We start from the raw sequence: 22,442 nt of genomic DNA, 5'->3' as shown, positions 1-22,442 counted from the left end.
CGACCTTAGCATTTTTACCCGTCCGCGTGGGCACCCTTTTTTGGACGCAAGCAGGGTTTGTCCGGGCCCATATGCAATGGGCGACGGAAATCCGCCACTTTCAGTCTGATACAATTTATTGGGGTGCCCCCGTGGTCGACCCACCACCCATAGTGCCACGTCGGCGCGACGATGCAAGAGAGTAAATGACGGATCGGGGACTCAACTCGTCGATATTTTGATTCGACTGGTCGATGGTCATGCGCTTCGTCGACGCGCGTTGCCAGCGTTTCTGCGGCCTTCCGTCGCTGTCGATGCCCGGAGGCGCGGCGCCGAAAAATATACGGCCGCAAAAGTCGGCAGCGCGAAGGAGAGGGGATTTACACGCCTGTGGCGGCGGACGACCGGACGTGGCCATAGCGGCTCTCATCCCTGAAGGGGAGCGGGCCATGGCTGCTCCCCACCCCAAAGCCGTCATCGCCGCCGCGCACCCATTGACGCCGCGTTAACCAATGTTGGGCATAGCTTCGCGATCGTTCCGGGATGTGGGCAGACCAATGAAATATGATCCGATCAATCCGGCGACGCCGATTCTCGACCAGTCGGTCGCCAGCGATTGCGGCGAGTTGGCAGTCGGGTGCAGCGATGCCGCCGGGCGCATCAAGCGCGCGACCGACCAGATGGACCGCCAGATCGCCGAGCTTGGGCGGCTCGAAAATTATGTCGTCAGCCTCGAGGCCGACCAGCGCCAGATTGCCGATTCGACCGACGAAGCGAAGCTGCTCTCGGCGCGCGCGCGCGAACAGCTCGACGTCGGGGCCGAGCGCGTCAACGCGGCGGTCAGCGAGTTCCGGTCGGTCATCGACCTCATCGCGCGACTGGGCGCACATGTCACCAATTTCGCCGCGGTGATGGAGCAGGTGCAGCAGGTCAGCCAGTCGATCGAATCGATCGCCAAGACCACCAATATGCTGGCGCTCAACGCCGCGATCGAGGCCGAACGCGCGGGCGACGCCGGGCGCACCTTTGCCGTCGTCGCTGCCGAGGTGAAGAAGCTGGCGCAGAATACCCGCGGAGCGACCGACGAAATCCGCCGTTCGATCGGCAGCCTCGCCGTCGAAGCAAGCGGGCTGGTCACCGAAATCCAGTCGGGGGTCGAACAGTCGAGCCGCGCCGAGACGCAGTTTGAAACGATCACCGATGCGCTTCACGATGCAACGCACCTCGTCGCGCTGCTCGACGACCAGAGCGACCGCATCGCCCAGTCGAGCGCGATGGTCCACGCAAACGGGGCCAAGGTCCGCGAGGCGGTCGACCGCGTGGTCGCGTCGGTGCGCGACAACAGTGCGACCCTGATCGGCACCCGCGATTCGATCCTGACGATGGAGCATGTGTCGAACCGCATGTTCAATGCCGTGATTTCGGCCGGGGTCAGCCCGAAGGATTCGGCGATCGTCGCGCTCGCGGCCAAGGTGCGCGATGAGTTCGTCGAAATCGCCGAACATGCGCTCGCGCGCGGCGAACTGACGATGGAACAATTGTTCGACACCGATTATGTGCGTGTACCGAACTCGAACCCCGAACGCTTTCGCACCACGCTCAGCGACTGGGCCGACGCCAACTGGCGCCCGCTGTTCGACCGCGTCGTCGCGCAGCATCCCGAAATCAAGATGTCGTCGGCGGGCGACATGAACGGCTTTCTTCCGACCCACATCACCGACTGTTCGCGCGCGCCGACCGGCGACCTTGAACATGACACGGCGCACTGCCGCAACGGGCGCATCCTGTTCGATGAAACCGATGCCGCGGCGAAACGCAGCACGGCGCCCTTTTTCATGACGGTTTATCGCCAGGAAGGCGACGGGATCAATTATCTGACCGTGCGCAACGTCTATATGCCCGCGATCATCAACGGTCGTCGCTGGGGCGATGTCGAGGTGGCATACCAGCTTTGACGACGGGCACCACGCGGGGACGGCGGGGCGGCCGCGCCGCGATCAATTTCGGGGTGGCGGCGCGGGCGGTTGCGCCGGAAACCGGTCCATCGACGGATCGATGATTGCCCAATCGGGCGCTTCGCTCGTCCAGATCGCGACGGTGGGCTTCAAGCCATGCGGTCCGTCGAGCACGCCCAGGCGGATGACGCGCAGCTGCGGGCGCGCCGATGACGCGCTGAACATCGGCGTGCCGCACGCCGCGCAATGCCATCGGGTCAGCGTGTTACCGCTGTCGGCGATATAGCTGTCCGACGCCATAGGGCCGTCGGCGACGATGCTTTCGGTCGGAAAGATCGCATTGTGCGTCGGCCCGCCTGCGGCGATCTTCTGGCAGCGGCGGCACCAGCATTGCCGCACCGTCAACGGCTCGGCGTCGATGCGCACCTTGACCGCCCCGCACGAACATTCGCCGCTATACGCCATCAGCCCCCCTGTCGCCGCGCCATGAAGGCAAGTTTTTCGAACAGCATCACATCCTGCTCATTCTTGAGGAGGGCGCCGTGCAAGGGCGGGATCGCCTTGCCGACGTCGCGGTTCTGAAGCACTTCGAGCGGCATGTCCTCGGCAAGCAGCAGCTTGAGCCAGTCGATGAGTTCGCTCGTCGACGGTTTTTTCTTCAGCCCCGGCACCTCGCGCACATCATAGAAAATGTCCATCGCGCGGCTCACCAGCGTTTTCTGGATGCCGGGAAAATGCACCTCGACGATCGCCGCCATCGTGTCGCGGTCGGGAAACTTGATATAGTGAAAAAAGCAGCGGCGCAGGAAGGCGTCGGGCAGTTCCTTTTCATTGTTCGAGGTGATGACGACGATCGGGCGTTCCTTCGCGCTGATCGTTTCGTCGGTTTCATAGACATGGAAGGCCATGCGATCGAGTTCCTGAAGCAGGTCGTTCGGAAACTCGATGTCCGCCTTGTCAATCTCGTCGATCAGCAGCACAGGAAGCTTGGGCGAAGTGAAGGCTTCCCACAATTTTCCGCGCTTGATGTAGTTGCGGATGTCGTGAACGCGCTCTTCGCCAAGTTGCCCGTCGCGCAGGCGCGCCACGGCATCATATTCGTAAAGGCCTTGCTGCGCCTTGGTCGTCGATTTGATGTTCCAGGTGATCAGCGGCGCGTCAAATGCTTTCGCGATCTCCTCGGCGAGCACGGTCTTGCCCGTGCCCGGTTCGCCCTTCACGAGCAGGGGGCGGCGGAGGAGCGTCGCGGCGTTGACCGCGACCTTGAGGTCGTCGGTGGCGATATAGGCGCTGGTTCCTTCAAAGCGCATCGGCTGGCTGCCTTTCCCTTAACGTGAACGTCAAGCGGGCATAGCGGGGGGAGAGAGGGGGCGCAAGTAAGCAGGCGCTGCGCGCCTGCACGGCGTGAAGGGTCAGGCGGCCCGGCTGGCGGCACGCGCCGCCAGCAGATCCCACAGGCCGCTGTGCTGCGCGATCAGTTGCTGGGCGCCGAACAGCATCGCGCGCTCGACCGCAGGTGTGTCGGCCGCGCTCGCGGCAAGCCGCGCGGTGCCGGGAAGGTCGGGCAGCGAGCAAGCGGGCGACACGAGGTCGAGCCGCTGCGCGCTGATGTCGAGCAGCACGCGGATCGTGCGCCAGTCGAGCGTCAGCGCGATCGCCGCGCCGAGCGCACAGCCGTGACGGTCTGATTCGGCGAGCATGTCGAGCGCCTTGCATTGCGCGGCGACCGCGGCCTCGCATTGCGCCTGACCCGCTGTGCTCGGCACCGGGCCGGCCGCCGAGGCAATCTTCGACAGGAAAGCGCGCTCGTCGACAAAGGCGGCGGCGGCCTGGTCCATCCACGCGCGCGCGGCTGGATCGACCGCCTTGCGCGCCGCGCTGTCGATCACGCCGGGATGGCGACCGTGGAGCAGGCAGAGGAAATGGGCGGCGTCGGCGAGGTTGCGCATCGCGTCGGTGCCGCTCGACAGCGCGCCCGAACGGATGTGCGGATGCGCGCCGGTGCCTTCGCGCGCGACGAGCGCGTCGAGCAGTTCGGCGGCGCTGCGCGTCGGCATGCGGATTTGCGGCGACTGGCTCAACGCGGGTTCCTTTCTGGAGCCTGACCGGGGCCAAGCCGATGGAATGGTTCGCGAACCGTCATAGGCGAACGTCGTAAACGACGCGTTTATACGGGCGGACGGATTTGCCGCGCGATTGTTTCAGGCGGGGACAGCGCCGGTCGGCGCCGCAAAAAGGATAAAGGGACCGACGAGCCTTTTGGGGAGAAGCTCGGCGGTCCCATATATGGCGCGCGAAGCGCACCATCGGAGCGAAACGGCGGACTCGGGGAGAGGGAGAACCCGGCCGTTTCGGCTCAAGCGGCGAGTGCGATCTCGTCGGCCTTGGGCGCCGACTGCGCGCCGCCCTCGGTCATGCTGAGCGCGGGGGTGGCTGCCGGCGCAACCCTGGCCGGAAAAAGCAGGCGCGACACGAGCACGACGAGGCCGAGTCCGAAATAGGCGGCGAAGCTCTGCACCGGAAAGAAGAAGAGCGGCGCGATGAACGCCAGGCGCAGATAGAGCGGGTTGAAGCCGAAATCCTGGCCCACGGCCTCGCAGATGCCGAAAAAGGTGTCGCGGCGGCGGAAGAGATTGGTGGTTTCATTCTGCATTATTGCGTCTTTCCTCTGGCTGCGGGCTCAGCCCCGCGCTCGTGCCCCATGCTTCGCAAAGGGCGTGCCAATTGTTCAGATGCGTGGATTTCCGGCCGATTCGACCCATGCGCTGTCGCGCGAACGGCGCATGAACTGGAAAATTGTCCCATCAGTCGGGAAGTGTCACCATCATATTGTATCATTTTCATGGCGTGAACTCGGGGGAGAGCGTCGCCGATATGGGCGGCGGTCTTTTCCCTACAAGGGCCGCGCGAAAATAAGGCGGCCGGTTAGACCGGCCGCCGTCATAATTCGATGAATGTCGTCAGCGGGTTACAGGCCCGCGCCTATTGGTCGAGGAAGCTGCGCATCTTGCGAGACCGCGACGGGTGCTTGAGCTTGCGGAGCGCCTTCGCTTCGATCTGGCGAATGCGTTCGCGCGTCACGCTGAACTGCTGGCCGACCTCTTCAAGTGTATGGTCGGTGTTCATGCCGATGCCGAAGCGCATTCTGAGCACGCGTTCCTCGCGGGGCGTCAGCGACGCCAAAACGCGCGTCACCGTCTCTTTCAGGTTCGACTGCACCGCGGCGTCGACCGGGATCACCGCATTCTTGTCCTCGATGAAATCGCCGAGGTGGCTGTCTTCCTCGTCGCCGATCGGCGTTTCGAGACTGATCGGCTCCTTGGCGATCTTCATCACCTTGCGGACCTTTTCGAGCGGCATCGACAGCCGCTCGGCCATTTCCTCAGGGGTAGGTTCGCGGCCGCTCTCGTGCAGGAACTGGCGGCTGCACCGCACCAGCTTGTTGATCGTCTCGATCATATGGACCGGAATGCGGATCGTGCGTGCCTGATCCGCAATGCTGCGGGTGATCGCCTGCCGGATCCACCAGGTCGCATAGGTGCTGAACTTGTAGCCGCGGCGATATTCGAACTTGTCGACCGCCTTCATCAACCCGATATTGCCTTCCTGAATAAGGTCGAGGAACTGCAAGCCGCGGTTCGTATATTTCTTGGCGATCGAGATGACGAGGCGCAGGTTCGCCTCGACCATTTCCTTTTTGGCGATGCGCGCCTCGCGCTCGCCCTTCTGGACCATGTTCACGACACGGCGGAACTCGGCCAGGCTCATGCCCGCGGCCTGCGCGATTTCGCTGATTTCGATGCGGATGCGGTCGACCGCTGCCGCCTCATTCTCGGCGAAGGCCGCCCATTTCTTGTCGATGCCCGCGACTTCTTCGAGCCAGTTTTCTTCAAGCTCGCGCCCCACATAATGATCGAGGAACGACTTGCGCGGCACCTTGTGGCGCTCGGCTAGGCGCAGCATCTGGCCGCCGAGCGCGGTCAGGCGGCGGTTGTAGCTGTAGAGCTGGTCGACCAGATATTCGATCTTGGTGCCATGAAACTGCACGCTTTCGACCTGCGCGGTAAGTTCCTCGCGCAGCTTGTGATATTTCTTTTCCGACGCCGCCGGAAACTCCTCGCCGCCCGACAGCGCTTCAAGCCGGGCTTCCTGAAGCTTCTGGAACGCCTTGAAGCTCTTGGTGATGTTTGCGAATTTCTCCAGCGCATCGGGTTTGAGCAATTCCTCCATCGCCGCGAGGCTCAGCGTGTTGTCCTCATCGTCATCGTCGAAACTTTCGCGCTTCCCCGCCGCGCCGTCGCCATCCTCGTCATCCGAATCGGCCGACGGTTCTTCCTCGACCTCGTCCTCGTCCTTGAACGAGACGCCGGCGGTCTTTTCGCTGATTTCGCCGTCGTCCTCGGCGCCGTCCTCGTCCAGATTTTCGGGTGCAGGATCCTTCGACAGCATCGCTTCCAGATCGACGATTTCGCGCAGCTGCATGTCGCCATTGTTGAGCGCGTTCGACCATTCGATGATCGCGTTGAAGGTCAGCGGGCTTTCGCACAGCCCCAGGATCATCGTGTCGCGACCGGCCTCGATGCGCTTCGCGATCGCGATTTCGCCCTCGCGCGACAGCAATTCGACCGCGCCCATTTCACGCAGATACATGCGCACGGGATCGTCGGTGCGATCGACCGTTTCCTTCTTTTTCTCGATTGCCGGGTTCGACACCGAACCCGTGCCGACGCTGATGTCGATGTCGTCGTCGGCTTCCTGCTCGGCCTCTTCCTGCACATCCTCGTCGCTTTCGACAATGTTGATGCCCATGTCGGAAATCGCCGACATGATGTCCTCGATCTGCTCCGACGACATCTGGTCCTGCGGCAGCGCCTCATTGAGCTCGTCATAGGTCAGGTAACCGCGCTTCTTGCCGCGCGCGATCAGCTTTTTGACGTCGGCCTCGTTAAGGTCGATCAGCGGGGCGTCGGTATCGGCTTCGTTTTTCGTGGCCATATTCGTTCCTTGCCTGCGGGGGCATTTTTTCGGGTCGCTACTGGCTGCGGCTGTCGGACAGCGCGGCCAGGCGGCGGGTCAGATCCTCGTCCATCGCGCGCAGCTTTTGCTGCCGCGCATGGCCTTCATCGTCCATCGTGCGCATATAATCCGCGGTTGCCTCGGCAAGCCGGGCACGGATTTCGGGCTGCGTCACGAGCACGCCGATATATTCGTCGAGGTCGCGCAGCGCGGTTTCGCGTGCCGCATCAACCTCTTCGCCTTCGAGCCGTCGATTGAACGAGAAGTGCATTCCATCGGCTCTGAGCAATGTCATCGCCCTATTATACACTTTCATCGGCTCCAATATGGCAAGCAACCCCTCGCAATCAAGCCCTTCGCGGGCATTGGCGATGTCAAGCATCCTGCCGAGCAGTTCAGCGTCGCCGGAATCGGGGATTGCGAGGCGGGTCAGGGCCTCTTCGTTGCGCCGGATGGCCTCCGGATAACGGAGCAGGCCGCCGAGCAAGGCTGCCACCAGCGGTCCCGCAATCCCCGCCTGGCCGAGCGCGCGTGTTTCCGCGGCGGGCGGCTGAAAGCGCGGGTCGGGCGCCAAGCGGCGGCCGCCGCGCCCTGGCTGCGGCGCCCAGGGCATGCGGGGGCCCTCGTCGCGCCGCGCCCTTGCAAACAGTGCGTCGATCTTTTCGCGAAACGCCTCACGATAATGGTGGCGCACATCGGCATCCTCGATCGCATCGGCATGGGCGAGCAGCCGCGTTTTCAACGCCGCGCGCTGCTCGGGCGTCGCGAGCGGGCTGGCGGCGACTTCATGCGCCCACAATCGTTCGACGAGCGGCTGCGCTTCGTCCAGGATCGCGGCGAAACCGGCGGCTCCCTTTGCGCGGACCAGATCGTCGGGATCCTGCCCGGCGGGAAGCGTCGCAAAGGCCAGGCTGAAACCGGGGCGGAGCAGCGGCAGCGCGCGCGTTGCGGCGCGCATCGCCGCCTTCTGCCCCGCGCTGTCGCCGTCGAAGCAGAGGATGGGCACCGGCACCAGGCGCCACAGCATCGCGAGCTGCTTCTCGGTGAGCGCGGTGCCGAGCGGCGCGACCGCATCGGCGATCCCCGCTTCGGCCAGCGCGATGACGTCCATATAGCCCTCGACGACGATGATCCGGTTGGTCTGGCGCGAGGCGGGCGAGGCCCTGTCGAGATTGTAGAGCGTGCGCCCCTTGTCAAAGAGCGGCGTGTCGGGCGAATTGAGATATTTGGGCTCGCCATCGCCCAGGATGCGGCCGCCAAAGGCGATCACCCGCCCGCGCGCGTCGCGGATCGGGATCATCAGGCGGCCGCGAAAGCGATCATATGGCTCCTTGTCGTCGACCGCGATCAGCATTCCTGCCTCGACGAGCATCGCCGTGGGGAACTGCTTCAGCGCCTCTTTCAGCGCCGTGCGGCTGTCGGGGGCAAGGCCGAAGCCAAAGGCCTTGCGCGTCGCGTCCGAGATCCCGCGCTTCGCCAGATATTCGCGTGCGGCGGCGCCGTTGCTGCTGCCAAGTTGCTGCGCGAACCAGTCGGCCGCCGCTTGCGTCACGTCGCGCAGGCTCGCCTGTTCCTCGGCCTTTTTCGCGGCGCGCGGGTCGGGGGCGGGGACGTCCATCCCGGCTTCGGCGGCAAGCTCCTTGACCGCGTCCATGAACGACAGGCCGCGCTGGTCGGTCATCCAGCGGATCGCATCGCCGTGCGCTGAACAGCCGAAGCAGTGGTAGAATCCCTTTTCGTCGTTGATCGTGAAACTGGGCGTCTTTTCGTTATGGAAGGGGCAGCAGGCCTTATATTCGCGCCCGGCGCGCGTGATTTTCACCGTGCGGCCGATCAGCGTCGACAGCGTGATGCGCGAGCGCAATTCGTCGAGCCATTGGGGGGTGAGGGTCATCGGTCCCCCTCCCATTTATGGGAGGGCATGTCTCTACGAACCCGCTCTATTTCGGCCACGACGCCCTCGATCCGGTCCATCACATCATTGTTCCAGAAACGGATCACCCGATAACCCTGTGCTTTCAAATGGGCCGTGCGCGCCCGGTCTTTTTCTACATCAACGGCGTGTTGCCCGCCATCGACTTCGACGACGAGCTTTGCGGACCGCGAGACGACATCGCAGGTGAAGGGTTCGATCGGGAATTGGCGATTGAAGCGAGTGCCGGCGATTTCGCGGCCACTCAGTTGCACCCAGAGTTTCCGTTCGGCGTCGGTGGCGTTCCGCATCAGCTCGCGGGAGCGTGCGGTCGGTCGCTTGCAGCCCATGTCCAAACAGGCCCTCCCCCGACCCCTCCCGCAAGCGGGAGGGGAGAATATGCGCTCGCCGTCCGTCTGTCCCCCACCTGCTGGCGGGAGGGATTAGGGGAGGGCATGTTTCAGCTGAGCGCCGCCTTCACCCACCCGCTCGCCTTGCTCATGTCGAGCTGACTGCCCAGCCGGTCCTTCACCGCGGCCATTACCTTGCCCATGTCCTTCAGGCTCGTTGCGCCCAGCTCGTCGACGATCGCCCTGATCGCCGCTGTCGCTTCGTCGTCGCTCAGTTGCGCGGGCAGGAAATCCTCGATCACCGCAACCTCGGCCGCTTCGATGTCGGCAAGCTCCTGCCGTCCGCCCTGTTCGTACATGGCGATCGATTCGCGGCGCTGCTTCACCATCTTCTGCAAAACGTCGGTCACCAGCACATCGTCGTCGGCCGGCGCGGCGCCGGTGCGCAGCTCGATGTCCTTGTCCTTGATCTTGGCCAGCATCAGCCGGATCGTGCCCAGGCGCGCCTTGTCACCGCTCTTCATCGCGGCAACCTGCGCAGCCTTGATGTCATCGCGAATCATGCGTGTCCCCATGGCTCTCAAATTTCGGAAAGGCCCTCTCTAGCGGGAAGATTCCAAATCCGATAGCTTGTGAATCACTTTTTTGCCGCCTAATTGGTCGGCCGTTTAGCCCCCCGTCCGGAGCATGTTAAATGGCACCTGCCAGCCCTTTGGCCAACCCATCAGTCGCGCCCAAAAGCCAGCCGTCCGGCGCCACCGGCGTGCTCGTCCTTGCCGACGGCACGATCCTGTGGGGCGTCGGCTATGGCGCCGAAGGTGCCGCGGTAGGCGAGATTTGTTTCAATACGTCGATGACCGGCTATCAGGAAATCCTGACCGACCCCTCCTATGCCGGGCAGATCATCACCTTTACCTTCCCGCACATCGGCAATGTCGGTGCGAACCCCGAAGATATGGAGCGCGGCGTGCATGGCGCGCTGGGGTGCATCACGCGCGAGCTGCCGACGCAGCCCAGCAATTTTCGCAGCGTCCAGACCTTGCCCGAATGGATGGCGGAGCAGGGCGTGATCGGCCTGGCGGGCATCGACACGCGCGCGCTGACGCGGCGCATCCGCGATGCGGGCGCGCCGAACGGCGTGATCGCGCACAGCGCGGAGGGCAAGTTCGATATGGACGCGCTGCTGGCGATGGCGCGGAGCTGGCCGGGGCTGGAGGGGCTGGACCTTGCGAAAGCGGTCAGCCGCTCCGACACCGGCGAATGGACCGGCGGCGCGTGGGCGCTGGGTCGCGGCTATGCGACTGCGGAGGGAAGCGAACGCCCCCACGTTGTCGCGATCGATTATGGCGCGAAGGACAATATCTTCCGGAGCCTCGTCAAGGCCGGCGCGCGCGTCACCGTGGTCCCCGCGACCGCGACCCTCGACGAGGTGCTGGCGCTGGAGCCTGCGGGCGTGTTCCTGTCCAACGGCCCCGGCGATCCGGCGGCGACGGGCGACTATGCGGTGCCGGTGATCCGGGGGCTGCTCGACCGCAATGTCCCGATCTTTGGCATCTGCCTCGGCCACCAGCTGCTCGCGCTCGCCGCGGGGGCACGGACGGTGAAGATGCACCAGGGGCACCGCGGCGCGAACCATCCGGTCCAGCGCGTCGGCGGCGATTTCGCCGATGGCGTGGTCGAAATCACCAGCATGAACCACGGCTTTGCGGTCGATGCGACGACGCTGCCCGCGGGGGTGGTCGAAACGCACAGGAGCCTGTTCGACGGATCGAACTGCGGCATCGCGATCGCGGGCAAGAAGGCGTTCAGCGTGCAATATCACCCCGAGGCGAGCCCAGGACCGCAGGACAGTTTCTATCTGTTCGAGACGTTTGTCGGTGGGCTTCGTTGATCGACGTTCCACAGCGGTGGTTGATACGGAAAGAAGGAAGATCATAGTCGGAGGGATAAAGTCCATCCGTCGCGGCGAACGGATCGCGATCGCAGCCTCAGTCGTCTCCGCCCTCGCACTGATAAAGAGCAATTAAATGCCCAAAAGAACCGACATCCAATCCATCCTCGTCATCGGCGCCGGCCCGATCGTTATCGGCCAGGCGTGCGAGTTCGATTATTCGGGGACGCAGGCGATCAAGGCGCTGAAGGAGGAGGGCTATCGCATCATCCTCGTCAACTCCAATCCGGCGACGATCATGACCGATCCCGACCTGGCCGACGCCACCTATGTCGAGCCGATCACGCCCGAGATCGTCGCGAAGATCATCGAAAAGGAGCGCCCCGACGCGGTGCTGCCGACGATGGGCGGGCAGACCGCGCTCAACACCGCGCTGGCTTTGTTCAACGACGGCACGTTGACCAAATATGGTGTCGAGATGATCGGCGCCGATGCCGAGGCGATCGACAAGGCGGAGGATCGGCAGAAGTTCCGCGACGCGATGGACAGGATCGGGCTGGAAAGCGCGCGCAGCGGCGTGGCGCACACGCTTGACGAGGCGTTCGCGGTGCTCGAACGCACCGGGTTGCCCGCGATCATTCGCCCGTCGTTCACCTTGGGCGGCACCGGCGGCGGCATCGCCTATAACCGCGAGGAGTTCGAGGCTATCGTCCGCGGCGGCCTGATCGCGTCGCCCACCACCGAAGTCCTGATCGAGGAATCGCTCCTCGGCTGGAAAGAATATGAGATGGAGGTGGTGCGCGACCGCAACGACAATTGCATCATCATCTGTTCGATCGAGAATGTCGATCCGATGGGCGTGCATACCGGCGACAGCATCACCGTCGCCCCCGCGCTGACGCTGACCGACAAGGAATATCAGATCATGCGGAGTGCGAGCATCGCCGTGCTGCGCGAGATCGGCGTCGAAACAGGCGGGTCGAACGTCCAGTTTGCGGTCAATCCCAAGGACGGCCGCCTGATCGTGATCGAGATGAACCCGCGCGTGTCGCGTTCGTCGGCATTGGCGTCGAAGGCGACGGGCTTTCCCATTGCAAAGGTCGCGGCGAAGCTGGCTGTGGGCTACACGCTGGACGAGATCATGAATGACATCACCGGGGTGACCCCGGCGTCGTTCGAACCGACGATCGATTATGTCGTCACCAAGATCCCGCGTTTCGCCTTTGAAAAGTTCAAGGGCGCCGAAGCGACGCTGTCGACCGCGATGAAATCGGTCGGCGAGGTGATGGCGATCGGGCGGACGATCCACGAGTCTTTGCAGAAGGCGCTGCGCGGCCTCGAAACGGGGCTGTCGGGCTTCAATTTCGTCGACCGGCTTGTCGGTGCGAGCCACGAGCAATTGCGCAACGAACTGGCGCAGCGCACCCCCGACCGGCTGCTCAACACCGCACAGGCGATCCGCGAGGGGCTGCCGCTCGAAGAGATCAACCGCGTCGCGGGTTACGACATGTGGTTCCTTGATCGCATCGCCGAGATCGTCGCGGCCGAGCGCGAAGTGTGCGAAAACGGCCTGCCGCGCGATGCCGCTGGGCTGCGCAGGCTGAAAGCCATGGGCTTTTCCGACAAGCGGCTTGCCTATCTGGCGCTCCAGTCGGCGAACCTTCAGCCCGGCGCGCGCCGCGCGACCGCGCGCGGCGGCGGGCTGATCCACGAAGCGGTGAAGGCGATGACCGGCGGCGTGACCGAAGCCGAGGTGCGCGCGCTGCGCCACAAGCTCGGCGTGCGCCCGGTGTTCAAGACGATCGACACCTGCGCCGCGGAGTTTCAGGCCAGGACGCCCTATCTCTATTCGACTTACGAAGCGCCGACCTTCGGCGAACCCGAATGCGAAGCGAACCCGTCGGATCGCAAGAAGGTCGTGATTCTGGGCGGCGGCCCGAACCGGATCGGGCAGGGGATCGAGTTCGACTATTGCTGCTGCCACGCCTGCTTCGCATTGGAAGAGGCGGGCTATGAAACGATCATGGTCAACTGCAACCCCGAAACGGTGTCGACCGACTATGACACGTCGGACCGCCTTTATTTCGAGCCGCTGACCGTGGAGGATGTGCTGGAAATCCTGCACGTCGAAATGTCGCGGGGCACGCTGGCGGGCGTGATCGTCCAGTTCGGCGGGCAGACGCCGCTCAGGCTTGCGCAGGCGCTGGCAGAGGCCGGCATTCCGATCCTGGGCACGTCGCCCGATGCGATCGACCTCGCCGAAGACCGCGAGCGTTTCGCGGCGCTTGTCAACAGGCTCGGCCTCAAGCAGCCTGCCAATGGCATCGCGCGCAGCCGCGAGGAAGCCGTCGCGGTCGCCGCGCGCATCGGTTATCCGGTGCTGACGCGCCCCTCCTATGTGCTGGGCGGCCGCGCGATGGAGATCGTCGACGATTCCGCGCAGCTTGAACATTATATTGAGACGGCGGTGCAGGTGTCGGGGGATTCGCCGGTGCTGATCGACCGCTATCTGCGCGACGCGATCGAGGTCGACGTCGACGCGCTCTGCGACGGCACCGACGTGGTTGTCGCGGGCGTGCTCCAGCATATCGAGGAAGCCGGGGTCCATTCGGGCGACAGCGCCTGCTCGATCCCGCCCTACAGCCTGCCTGCCGACATTGTCGCCGAGATCGAGCGGCAGACCGACGCGCTCGCGCGCGCGCTGCAAGTGCGCGGGCTGATGAACATCCAGTTCGCCGTGCAGGACGGCGAGGTCTATCTGATCGAGGTCAACCCGCGCGCGAGCCGCACGGTGCCATTCGTCGCCAAGGCGGTGGGCTCGCCGATCGCCAAGATCGCCGCGCGCGTGATGGCGGGCGAAAAGCTTGCCGACCTGCCGCGCATCAACCGCGACATCGACCATGTCGCGGTCAAGGAAGCGGTGTTTCCTTTCGCGCGCTTCCCCGGCACCGATCCGGTATTGTCGCCGGAGATGAAGTCCACCGGCGAAGTCATGGGAATCGATCGTGATTTCAACCTGGCTTTTGCCAAGGCGCAACTCGGCGCGGGCGACCGCCTGCCGACCGACGGCCGCCTGTTCGTGTCGGTGAAGGACAGCGACAAGCCGCGCATCGTCGGCGCGGTCAAACGGCTTCGCGCCTGGGGTTGGAAGGTGATCGCGACCGGCGGCACCGCCGACTATCTGGCGGGCGAAGGGATCGACGTCGAACGCGTGAACAAGGTTGCCGAAGGCCGCCCGCACATCGTCGACCGGATCAAGGATGGCGACGTGCAGCTGATCTTCAACACCACCGAAGGCTGGCAGAGCTTGCAGGACTCGCAATCGATCCGCGCTTCGGCGCTTGCCGCCGACATCGCCTATTACACCACCGCCGCGGCAAGCGATGCCGCGACGCAGGCGATCGGGGCGCTGCGCGCGCACTCCCTTGAAGTAAAGCCGCTTCAGGACTATTATTGAACCACCGCTCCACCTCCCCACATCGACGGAAACAGCGGCTCAGCCGCCCGGCGCGCAACCGCCGGGGCAGGATTATTGACGAAGGACAACAGGATAATGGCAAGCGTTGAAAAGGTTCCGATGCTGGCAGAAGGCTATGAAAAGCTGACCGCGCAACTCGCGGCGCTGAAAGCCGAGCGACCGTTGATCGTCGATGCGATCGAGGAAGCGCGCGCGCATGGCGACCTTTCGGAAAATGCCGAATATCACGCCGCCAAGGAACGCCAGGGCCAGGTCGAGGCGACGATTGGCGACCTTGAGGACAAGCTTTCGCGCGCGCAGGTGATCGACCCCACGACGCTGTCGGGCGACCGCATCGTGTTCGGTGCGACCGTCACCCTTGCCGACGAGGACGACAAGCCGGTCAAATATCAGATCGTCGGGCAGGCGGAAGCCGACGCGAAGGCGGGCAAGATCAGTTATAATTCGCCGCTCGGCCGGGCGCTGATCGGGCGCCGCGTCGACGACGAGGTCGAAGTCACCGTGCCGTCGGGCGACAAATATTATCTGGTGACCAAGATCGAGTTCATCTGACGCGCGGCCGGGGTCGGATCGGGTCGATGAAACGCGATGCGCCGCTGGTCACGGGCTATGCGCTTGCCTGCGTCATCCTGTTCGTGCTGCTCTGGATCACCGGATACCAGATCGACGCGGTCGTGCGCGCGGGCTTCATTCCCGCGCGCCTGGGCGCCGAGCTGATCGTGCCGCCGGGGACGCTGGTGCCCTTTGTTCTCACGCCGCTGACGTCGGCGTTCCTGCACGGCGGGGTGCTGCACATCGCGTTCAACATGGTCGTGCTGCTGTTCATCGGTCGCCAGCTGGAAGCGCCGCTGGGGGCCAGGGCGATGGCGGTGCTGCTGGTCGCGGGCGCCTATGGCGGTGCACTCGCCCAATATCTCGCCGATCCCGCCTCGGCTGTGCCGATGATCGGTGCGAGCGGCGCGATATCGGCGCTGATCGCGGTGTTCGCACTGATCTTCAGCCGCAGCCAGGCGCCCGCGATCGGACCGATTCCCGGCCATTGGGTGCGCGCGCTCTGGCTCGCGGCGGCGTGGATCGGCGTGCAGATCCTCCTCGGCTTCGCGGGCGGCGCCGGGTTCGGCGCAATTGCGATCTGGGCGCATGTCGGTGGGTTCCTCGCGGGCCTGTTCCTTGCGCGGCCGCTGCTGCGCTGGCGTTTCGGCGCGCGCTAGCGGCGACGGCGGAACGATGCGCGGCTTCACGAAGCAAGCCGTCATCGTCCGCGCCGCTGTGTTCCGGGGAGACGCCGAACGTCCCCTGCCGAGGCCCGAACCCGGACGCGTCCTTCAGACGCTTTTCCCTGCATCCAGCGCATAGCCCGCCGATCGCACGGTGCGGATGATGTCCGCGGTGCCGGGCAGGTTGATCGCCTTGCGCAGCCGCCGGATATGGACGTCGACGGTGCGCAGTTCGATGTCGCTGTCCTGGCCCCACACGCTGTCGAGCAATTGCCCGCGCGAAAAAACGCGGCCGGGATGTTCCATGAAATGCCTCAGCAGCCGGAACTCGGTCGGTCCCATCGCGACGACCTGGCCGCCGCGCACGACCTTGTGCGCAACCGAATCCAGTTCGATGTCGGCATAGCTCAGCATTTCGCCCGCGAGCGCGGGGCGCAGGCGGCGGAGCACCGCCGATACGCGCGCGACCAGTTCGCGCGGGCTGAACGGTTTGGTGACATAATCGTCGGCGCCGGTTTCGAGGCCGCGGATGCGGTCCTCTTCCTCGCCGCGCGCGGTCAGCATGATGATCGGCACGTTGGCCGATTTCGGATTGCGGCGCAGGCGGCGGCACACTTCGATGCCGGGCAGGCTTTCGATCATCCAGTCGAGCAGGACGATGTCGGGGACGCGCTCTTCGACCAGCACCAGCGCCTGTTCGCCGTCGGGCGTCTGTCGGACCGAAAAGCCTTCGCGCGCGAAATGCCAGACGATGAGTTCGGCGATCGCCTCGTCATCCTCGATCAGCAGCAGGTCGGGCTGGGGCATCAGCCTTGCTCCTGCTCCGCGGCGCCATCTTCGGGTTGTTCGCCGCGCTCGCGCTCCTCCATATGCTCGCCGGTCACGACATAATAGACCATCTCGGCGATGTTGGTCGCATGATCGCCCATGCGCTCAAGGTTCTTGGCAACGAACAGCAAATGCGCACTTTCCGAAATATATTTCGGATTCTCCATCATGAAGGTGACGAGGGTGCGGAAGATGCTGTTGTAGAAATCGTCGACATTCTTGTCGCGGACGGTGACCCGCACCGCGAGTTCGGCGTCGCGCGCCGCGAAGCTGTCGAGCGCGTCATGCACCAGTTCGGCGACGTTCGACGACATCGACATCAGCAGCGGGATCGCCTCGATCGAGCGCGTCTGGTCCATCAGCGCGACACGCTTGGCGATGTTCTTGGCATAATCGCCGATACGCTCGACGACCGACACGATCTTCAGCGCCGCGATCATTTCGCGCAGGTCGTCGGCCATCGGGGCGCGGAGGGCAATGGTCTGGACCGCCAGCTGTTCGACCTCGGCTTCCAGCGCGTCGATCTTTCTGTCGTCGCGCACCACCTGTGCGGCAAGGTCAAGGTCGCCCTGCTTGAGCGCGGCCATCGCCTGGAGCAGCGCCTGTTCGGCGCGGCCGCCCATCTCGCTGATCAGCCCGCGCAGGCGGTTGAGGTCTTCGTCGAAGGCTTTGACCGTATGATCGTTCGTTAATGCCATCACTGTCGTCCTGTTTCGCTGCGGATCAGCCGTAGCGGCCGGTGATATAATCCTTGGTCCGTTCCTGCTTCGGGTTGGTGAAGATGTCGGTGGTCTTGCCGTATTCGACCAGCGTCCCGAGGTGGAAAAAGGCGGTGCGCTGCGACACGCGGGCCGCTTGCTGCATGTTATGCGTGACGATCACGATCGCATATTTGCCGCGCAGTTCGTGGATCAGTTCCTCGATCTTGGCGGTCGCGATCGGGTCGAGCGCCGAGCATGGCTCGTCCATCAGGATGACTTCCGGATCGACCGCGATCGCGCGCGCGATGCACAGGCGCTGCTGCTGGCCGCCGGATAATGCGGTTCCGCTTTCGCTCAGCCGGTCCTTGACCTCTTCCCACAATCCGGCGCGGACCAGCGCGCGTTCGACGATCATGTCAAGGTCGGCCTTCGACGGCGCCAGGCCGTGAATGCGCGGGCCATAGGCGACATTGTCATAGATCGACTTGGGAAAGGGATTGGGCTTCTGGAACACCATGCCGACGCGCGCGCGCAGCTGCACGACGTCCATCGACGGTGCATAAATATCCTCGCCATCGAGCAGGATGGTGCCCGTCACCCGCGCGCTCGCCACCGTGTCGTTCATGCGGTTGAGCGAACGCAGAAAGGTGGACTTGCCGCACCCCGACGGGCCGATAAAGGCGGTGACCAGGTCGGTGCCGACATCGATCGACACATCGTTGATCGCCTGTTTCTCGCCGTAAAAGACGTTGACGCCCTGCGCCCGCATCTTGGGATCGGCGATGGTAAGATCGTCTTGGGTCATGGTCACCAGCGTTTTTCGAATTTGTTGCGAAGATAGATCGCAAAGGCGTTCATCGACAGCAGCACGATAAGCAGCACGATGATCGCGGCGGAGGTTTTCTCGACAAAGCCCCGGTCGACTTCGTCCGACCAGAGGAATATCTGCATCGGCAGCACGGTCGAGGGCGAGCAGATGCCACCCGGCACGTCGCCGATAAAGGCGCGCATCCCGACAAGCAGCAGCGGCGCCGTTTCGCCCAGTGCGCGCGCCATGCCGATGATCGTGCCGGTCAAAATGCCGGGCAGGGCGAGCGGCAGGACATGGTGGAACACCACCTGCACGGGGCTGGCGCCGACGCCCAGCGCCGCGTCGCGGATCGACGGCGGCACCGATTTGATCGCGTTGCGGCTGGCGATCACGATCACCGGCATCGTCATCAGCGCGAGCGTCAGCCCGCCGACCAGCGGGCTGGCCTGACAGATACCGAACCAGTTGATGAACACCGCGAGCGCGAGCAGGCCGAAGATGATCGACGGCACGGCGGCGAGGTTGTTGATCGACACTTCAATAAGGTCGGTCCAGCGGTTCTTCGGCGCATATTCCTCAAGGTAAAGCGCCGCGAGCACGCCGGTCGGAAAGGCGATCAGAAAGGCGATGAAGATTGTCAGCACCGATCCCTTGAGCGCGCCCCAGATCCCTGCCACCGCGGGATCGGTCGCATCGGCGTTGCGGAAGAAGGGCCAATGGATGCTGGTCGACAATTTGCCGTCCTTTTCCAGCGCATCGACCCTGGCGGCGAGTTCGCCGCGCCCGCCTTCCTTGGCGATGATGTCGACCGCAGACGACGCGGGGAGTTCGAACACTGTCCGGCCGTTCAGCAGTTCGGGATCATCGCGAATCGCGCTTCGCACCTCTTTCCACGCATTTTCGGAGATCAGCTCGGCCCCGTCGTCGCCCAGCGCCTCCTCGGCGGCAAAGGCGACGATGTCGGCCAGTCCCGCGTTCGCGATCAGCTGGTCGGCATCGGGATCGTCGAGGCGCGATGCGTCGATCGTCAGCGGCGTGCCCACGAAATCGATCGGCACCGCGACATGCGTATAGGTAAAGCCGCGCGCGCCATTGCCGACCATCACGAACAGCAGGAAGGCCAGAAACGCGCCCGACAACAGCACCGCGCCCAGCCCGATCGCCTTGAACCGGCGCTCGGCGGCATAGCGGCGCGCGATGCGCTTCTGCATCGCCGCGGCTTTCCAGTCGGTGGGGGCGGTGTCCCTATTCATAAGCTTCGCGATACTTTTTCACGATCCGCAGTGCGGCGATGTTGAGCAGCAGGGTGACGATGAACAGCACCAGGCCCAGCGCAAAGGCGGCAAGCGTCTTGGCGCTGTCGAACTCCTGGTCGCCGGTCAGCAGTTTGACGATCTGCGCCGTCACCGTGGTGACGCTGGCAAAGGGGTTAGCGGTCATATTGGCCGACAGGCCGGCGGCCATCACGACGATCATCGTTTCGCCGATCGCGCGGCTGACCGCGAGCAATATGCCGCCCATCACGCCGGGCAGCGCGGCGGGGATCAGCACCTGGCGGATCGTCTCGTTCGGCGTCGCGCCGAGCGCGAGCGATCCGTCGCGCATCGCCTGCGGCACCGCGTTGATGCTGTCGTCGGCCATCGACGAGACGAACGGGATGATCATCACCCCCATCACGATGCCCGCGGCCAGCGCGCTTTCGGTCGAGGCGTTGGGAATGCCCAGCATCACCGCAAATTCGCGCAAGGCAGGGGCGACGGTCAGCGCCGCGAAATAGCCGTAGACCACCGTCGGCACCCCCGCCAGGATCTCGAGCAACGGCTTCACCCAGCGGCGCACCGCGGGGGCGGCATATTGGGTCAGGTACACCGCGGTCATCATCCCGATCGGGATCGCGACGATCATCGCGATGATCGCGCCGATCAGCACGGTGCCCCAGAACAGGGGAATGCCGCCAAAGCTATCCGGCTGCGGCGCGCCGCTCTGCGGCGCCCAGGTCGTGCCGAACAGCAATTCAGCGGGCGAGACGAGGCGGAAGAAGCGGATCGATTCGAAGATCAGCGACAGCAGGATGCCAAAGGTGGTCAGGATCGCAACGAGCGACGCAAGCAGCAGCACCAGCATCACGATCCGTTCGACCCGCGTTCGCGCCCGGAAATCGGGGCGGATGCGCGTGAAGGCATAAAGCCCGCCCGCCAGCGCCAGCGCCAGCATCGCGGCAATGCCGATCCACGCATATTTGCGCGATGCGTCGGCATAGGGCCTCACCAGCGGTTCGGCGGCGGCCAGGCGCACCTCGGCGGCGCGTCCCTGCGCCACGTCGCGCGCGTCGGACAAGATGGCCCCGCGCTCAAAGCCAAAACTCGGCAGGGACTGCGCCGCCTCGCTTTCCAGCACCTCGTTGGTGATCAGCGCGGGCGAAACCGACGACCAGACGGCGAGGAAGATCGCCGCGGGCGCGAACAGCCAAAGCGCGACATACCAGCCATGATATTGCGGCCGCGAATGCAGCTTCGTCCCCGCACGCCCGGCGAGCAGGTTCGACCGCGCACGCCCGGCCAGCCAGCCGATCAGCGCAAGTCCCGCAATCAACAGCAAAAGGGCGGCGGCGTTGAAGGTCACTTATGTCCCCGTATCGCGTCTGGGCTCGTCGTCGCCATCCCAAAGCGGGGCGGCGTGGCAGTTTGATGACTCTGTGTCATAATCTTTGTCCCGTCTGCACCACTCTGCCGTTCGTATCGAGCGACGTCGAGAAGCCCCTCGATCTGGCGCCGTCCTGATGAGTGTCTCGACTCCGCTCGACACGAACGGGGAAAGGGGAAGGGGCAAAGCACCCGCGGCCGGAACGAGCAAACCCGCCCCGGCCGCTTGCGGGAGCAAGATTAGTTCAGCTCGCTGCCATCCATCGGGGTCATCGCGGTGCCCGCGGCGCGCGCCTTGTCGGCGACGGCCTTCGGCGACACGATCAGCCCCTTGGCGTTGAGGTAACCGCCGTCGGCCGCGCCCTTCAGAAACTCGGCGACATATTCGGCAAGGCCGGGAACGACGCCGACATGCGCCTTCTTCACGTAGATGAACAGCGGACGTGAACCGGGATAGCTGCCGTCGGCGATCGCGGCATAGGTCGGCGCGACGCCCTGGATCGGCACCGCCTTGATCTTATCCTTGTTCGCATCGAGGTAGGAAAAGCCAAAGATGCCAAGGCTGGTCGGGTTCTTGTCGAGCTTCGAGATGATGAGGTTATCATTCTCGCCCTGCTCGACATAATAGGGCGAGCCGCGCAGCGTGGTGCACACCGCTTCGTGCCTATCCTTGTCGCTGTCTTTCAGCGCCTTCATTTCGGGGTTCGCGTCGCACCCGCGGCCAAGGATCAGCTCCTTGAACGCGTCGTAGGTGCCGCTGGTCGATGGCGGGCCGAAAACCGAGATTGCGACCGCGGGCAGCGCGGGGTTGACGTCTTTCCACGTCTTCGCGGTGTTCGGCTTGCCATAGGGGTTGGCGGCGAGCGCCTTATAGACGTCTGCCTCGGTCAGCTTGAAGCCGGGGCCGCGCTGCGCCTCGCCCAGCGCGATGCCGTCGATGCCGATCTGGATTTCGACGATGTCCTTCACGCCATTCGCGACGCAGGTGTCATATTCCTTTTTCTTGATGCGGCGCGAAGCGTTGGCGATGTCGGGCGTGTCGCCGCCGACGCCGGCGCAGAAACGCTCGAACCCGCCGCCGGTGCCGGTCGAATCGATCTTTGGCGTCTTGTTGCCCGTCGCTTCGGCAAATTGTTCGCCGACCGCGGTGGCAAAGGGATAGACGGTGGAGGAGCCGACCGCGCTGATATAATCGCGCGCACCGCCGCCCGACGACGCCTGGTCCTGGCACGCGGACAGCGCAAGCGCGCAGGTGGCGGCGCCGGCGACTCCAAGCAGGCGGGGTGCGAGTTTCTGCAGCATCGAAAAATCCTGTTGAAGGGGGTCGTTACCGAACCAAGCCGCCACCCCCGCGGCGACTCGCTGAGCGCCCAATGGGGGTTTTGTGTGACGTGTTTGTGACAAAGAGTGTCACGGAAATGTCATGGATGACAAACCTCGTTCACTGCCACGCTTATTCGGCCGGTTCATTGCGAATTCAAAACAGCCACCAGGGTCAGGAAACATTGATCAGAGCCGGAACATGGCGGTTGCGGCGAGAGCGATGGCGGAGAAGAAGGCCTTCGGGCAGCGATCGTGGCGGGTTGCGACACGCCGCCCGCCCCCATCGCCGACCGCCACCACCACCCGCGCGCAATTGGCAAACCATTGTTTTTTACGCGC

Annotated in this window: 19 protein-coding genes and 1 pseudogene; 5 read left to right on the top strand and 15 right to left on the bottom strand. The window is 64.3% G+C overall.

From position 1 onward, the window contains the following. The first annotated feature begins 536 nt into the window (after nt 1-536). Nucleotides 537-1,934 carry a methyl-accepting chemotaxis protein gene (locus tag HUW43_RS05205; protein ID WP_223181302.1) on the top strand — a complete coding sequence of 466 codons (1,398 nt, stop codon included), beginning with the start codon at nt 537-539 and terminating at the stop codon, nt 1,932-1,934. Nucleotides 1,935-1,976: 42 nt separating this feature from the next. Here the strand turns inward: HUW43_RS05205 and HUW43_RS05200 are convergent, their stop codons facing one another. From HUW43_RS05200 to HUW43_RS05165, 8 genes are all read right to left on the bottom strand, one after another. Continuing rightward, nucleotides 1,977-2,399 carry a GFA family protein gene (locus tag HUW43_RS05200; RefSeq protein ID WP_188236380.1) on the bottom strand — a complete coding sequence of 141 codons (423 nt, stop codon included), beginning with the start codon at nt 2,397-2,399 and terminating at the stop codon, nt 1,977-1,979. Continuing rightward, complete coding sequence (locus tag HUW43_RS05195; protein WP_188236379.1) at nt 2,399-3,244, bottom strand: AAA family ATPase; 846 nt, start codon at nt 3,242-3,244, stop codon at nt 2,399-2,401. Before HUW43_RS05195 ends, HUW43_RS05200 begins: the two co-directional genes overlap by 1 nt. 102 nt (nt 3,245-3,346) lie before the next feature. Then, the gene (locus HUW43_RS05190) at nt 3,347-4,015 is read right to left on the bottom strand and encodes a DUF6975 family protein (protein WP_223181301.1); all 669 of its coding nucleotides are present in this window, start codon (nt 4,013-4,015) and stop codon (nt 3,347-3,349) included. 275 nt (nt 4,016-4,290) lie between these two features. Continuing rightward, nucleotides 4,291-4,587 carry a PspC domain-containing protein gene (locus HUW43_RS05185; protein WP_188236377.1) on the bottom strand — a complete coding sequence of 99 codons (297 nt, stop codon included), beginning with the start codon at nt 4,585-4,587 and terminating at the stop codon, nt 4,291-4,293. A gap of 329 nt (nt 4,588-4,916) precedes the next feature. Beyond that, complete coding sequence (gene rpoD / locus HUW43_RS05180) at nt 4,917-6,929, bottom strand: RNA polymerase sigma factor RpoD (RefSeq protein WP_188236376.1); 2,013 nt, start codon at nt 6,927-6,929, stop codon at nt 4,917-4,919. Nucleotides 6,930-6,966: 37 nt separating this feature from the next. Continuing rightward, nucleotides 6,967-8,844: a DNA primase gene (gene dnaG, locus HUW43_RS05175; RefSeq protein WP_188236375.1), complete on the bottom strand. Its 1,878-nt coding sequence runs from the start codon at nt 8,842-8,844 to the stop codon at nt 6,967-6,969. Continuing rightward, on the bottom strand, nt 8,841-9,212 hold the full coding sequence (locus HUW43_RS05170; protein ID WP_223181306.1) for an endonuclease domain-containing protein: 372 nt from the start codon (nt 9,210-9,212) through the stop codon (nt 8,841-8,843). The genes dnaG and HUW43_RS05170 overlap by 4 nt, the downstream gene beginning before the upstream one ends. Nucleotides 9,213-9,322: 110 nt before the next feature. Then, entirely contained in the window at nt 9,323-9,775 is a 453-nt protein-coding gene (locus HUW43_RS05165) for a GatB/YqeY domain-containing protein (protein WP_188236373.1), read from the bottom strand. A 131-nt stretch (nt 9,776-9,906) separates the two neighbouring features. Here HUW43_RS05165 and carA point away from each other — a divergent pair, with 131 nt between their 5' ends. The 4 genes from carA to HUW43_RS05145 all read left to right on the top strand — a co-directional run bounded on the left by carA (nt 9,907) and on the right by HUW43_RS05145 (nt 15,792). Then, complete coding sequence (gene carA, locus HUW43_RS05160) at nt 9,907-11,103, top strand: glutamine-hydrolyzing carbamoyl-phosphate synthase small subunit (RefSeq protein WP_188236372.1); 1,197 nt, start codon at nt 9,907-9,909, stop codon at nt 11,101-11,103. A gap of 136 nt (nt 11,104-11,239) precedes the next feature. Beyond that, nucleotides 11,240-14,560 carry a carbamoyl-phosphate synthase large subunit gene (carB, locus tag HUW43_RS05155; RefSeq protein WP_188236371.1) on the top strand — a complete coding sequence of 1,107 codons (3,321 nt, stop codon included), beginning with the start codon at nt 11,240-11,242 and terminating at the stop codon, nt 14,558-14,560. A 96-nt stretch (nt 14,561-14,656) separates the two neighbouring features. Beyond that, complete coding sequence (gene greA / locus HUW43_RS05150) at nt 14,657-15,133, top strand: transcription elongation factor GreA (RefSeq protein ID WP_120219950.1); 477 nt, start codon at nt 14,657-14,659, stop codon at nt 15,131-15,133. Nucleotides 15,134-15,159: 26 nt separating this feature from the next. Next, nucleotides 15,160-15,792, top strand: a complete 633-nt coding sequence (locus tag HUW43_RS05145; RefSeq protein WP_188236370.1) for a rhomboid family intramembrane serine protease — start codon at nt 15,160-15,162, stop codon at nt 15,790-15,792. 114 nt (nt 15,793-15,906) lie between these two features. Here HUW43_RS05145 and phoB read toward each other — a convergent pair whose 3' ends face one another. From phoB to HUW43_RS05110, 7 genes and pseudogenes are all read right to left on the bottom strand, one after another. Further along, nucleotides 15,907-16,605 (bottom strand): phosphate regulon transcriptional regulator PhoB, encoded by a 699-nt coding sequence (gene phoB / locus HUW43_RS05140; RefSeq protein ID WP_188236369.1) that lies wholly within the window; start codon nt 16,603-16,605, stop codon nt 15,907-15,909. Continuing rightward, entirely contained in the window at nt 16,605-17,324 is a 720-nt protein-coding gene (gene phoU / locus HUW43_RS05135; RefSeq protein ID WP_188236368.1) for a phosphate signaling complex protein PhoU, read from the bottom strand. The genes phoB and phoU overlap by 1 nt, the downstream gene beginning before the upstream one ends. A 25-nt stretch (nt 17,325-17,349) precedes the next feature. Beyond that, entirely contained in the window at nt 17,350-18,132 is a 783-nt protein-coding gene (gene pstB / locus HUW43_RS05130; protein WP_223181305.1) for a phosphate ABC transporter ATP-binding protein PstB, read from the bottom strand. Between the two features lie 2 nt (nt 18,133-18,134). Continuing rightward, nucleotides 18,135-19,391 (bottom strand): phosphate ABC transporter permease PstA, encoded by a 1,257-nt coding sequence (gene pstA, locus HUW43_RS05125; RefSeq protein WP_188236366.1) that lies wholly within the window; start codon nt 19,389-19,391, stop codon nt 18,135-18,137. Beyond that, nucleotides 19,384-20,760, bottom strand: coding sequence for a phosphate ABC transporter permease subunit PstC (gene pstC / locus HUW43_RS05120; RefSeq protein WP_188236365.1), 1,377 nt, complete (start codon nt 20,758-20,760; stop codon nt 19,384-19,386). Before pstC ends, pstA begins: the two co-directional genes overlap by 8 nt. 260 nt (nt 20,761-21,020) lie before the next feature. Beyond that, nucleotides 21,021-22,082: a substrate-binding domain-containing protein gene (locus tag HUW43_RS05115; protein ID WP_188236364.1), complete on the bottom strand. Its 1,062-nt coding sequence runs from the start codon at nt 22,080-22,082 to the stop codon at nt 21,021-21,023. 207 nt (nt 22,083-22,289) lie between these two features. Beyond that, nucleotides 22,290-22,376, bottom strand: a pseudogene (locus HUW43_RS05110) (IS5/IS1182 family transposase); the annotation flags it as partial. Nucleotides 22,377-22,442 lie beyond the last annotated feature (66 nt).

It is taken from the genome of Sphingopyxis sp. LK2115 (assembly GCF_014595975.1).
Classification (GTDB): Bacteria; Pseudomonadota; Alphaproteobacteria; order Sphingomonadales; family Sphingomonadaceae; genus Sphingopyxis.
The sequence above is the reverse complement of the archived record's forward strand: the minus strand, read 5'-3'. Positions and strand labels throughout refer to the sequence as shown.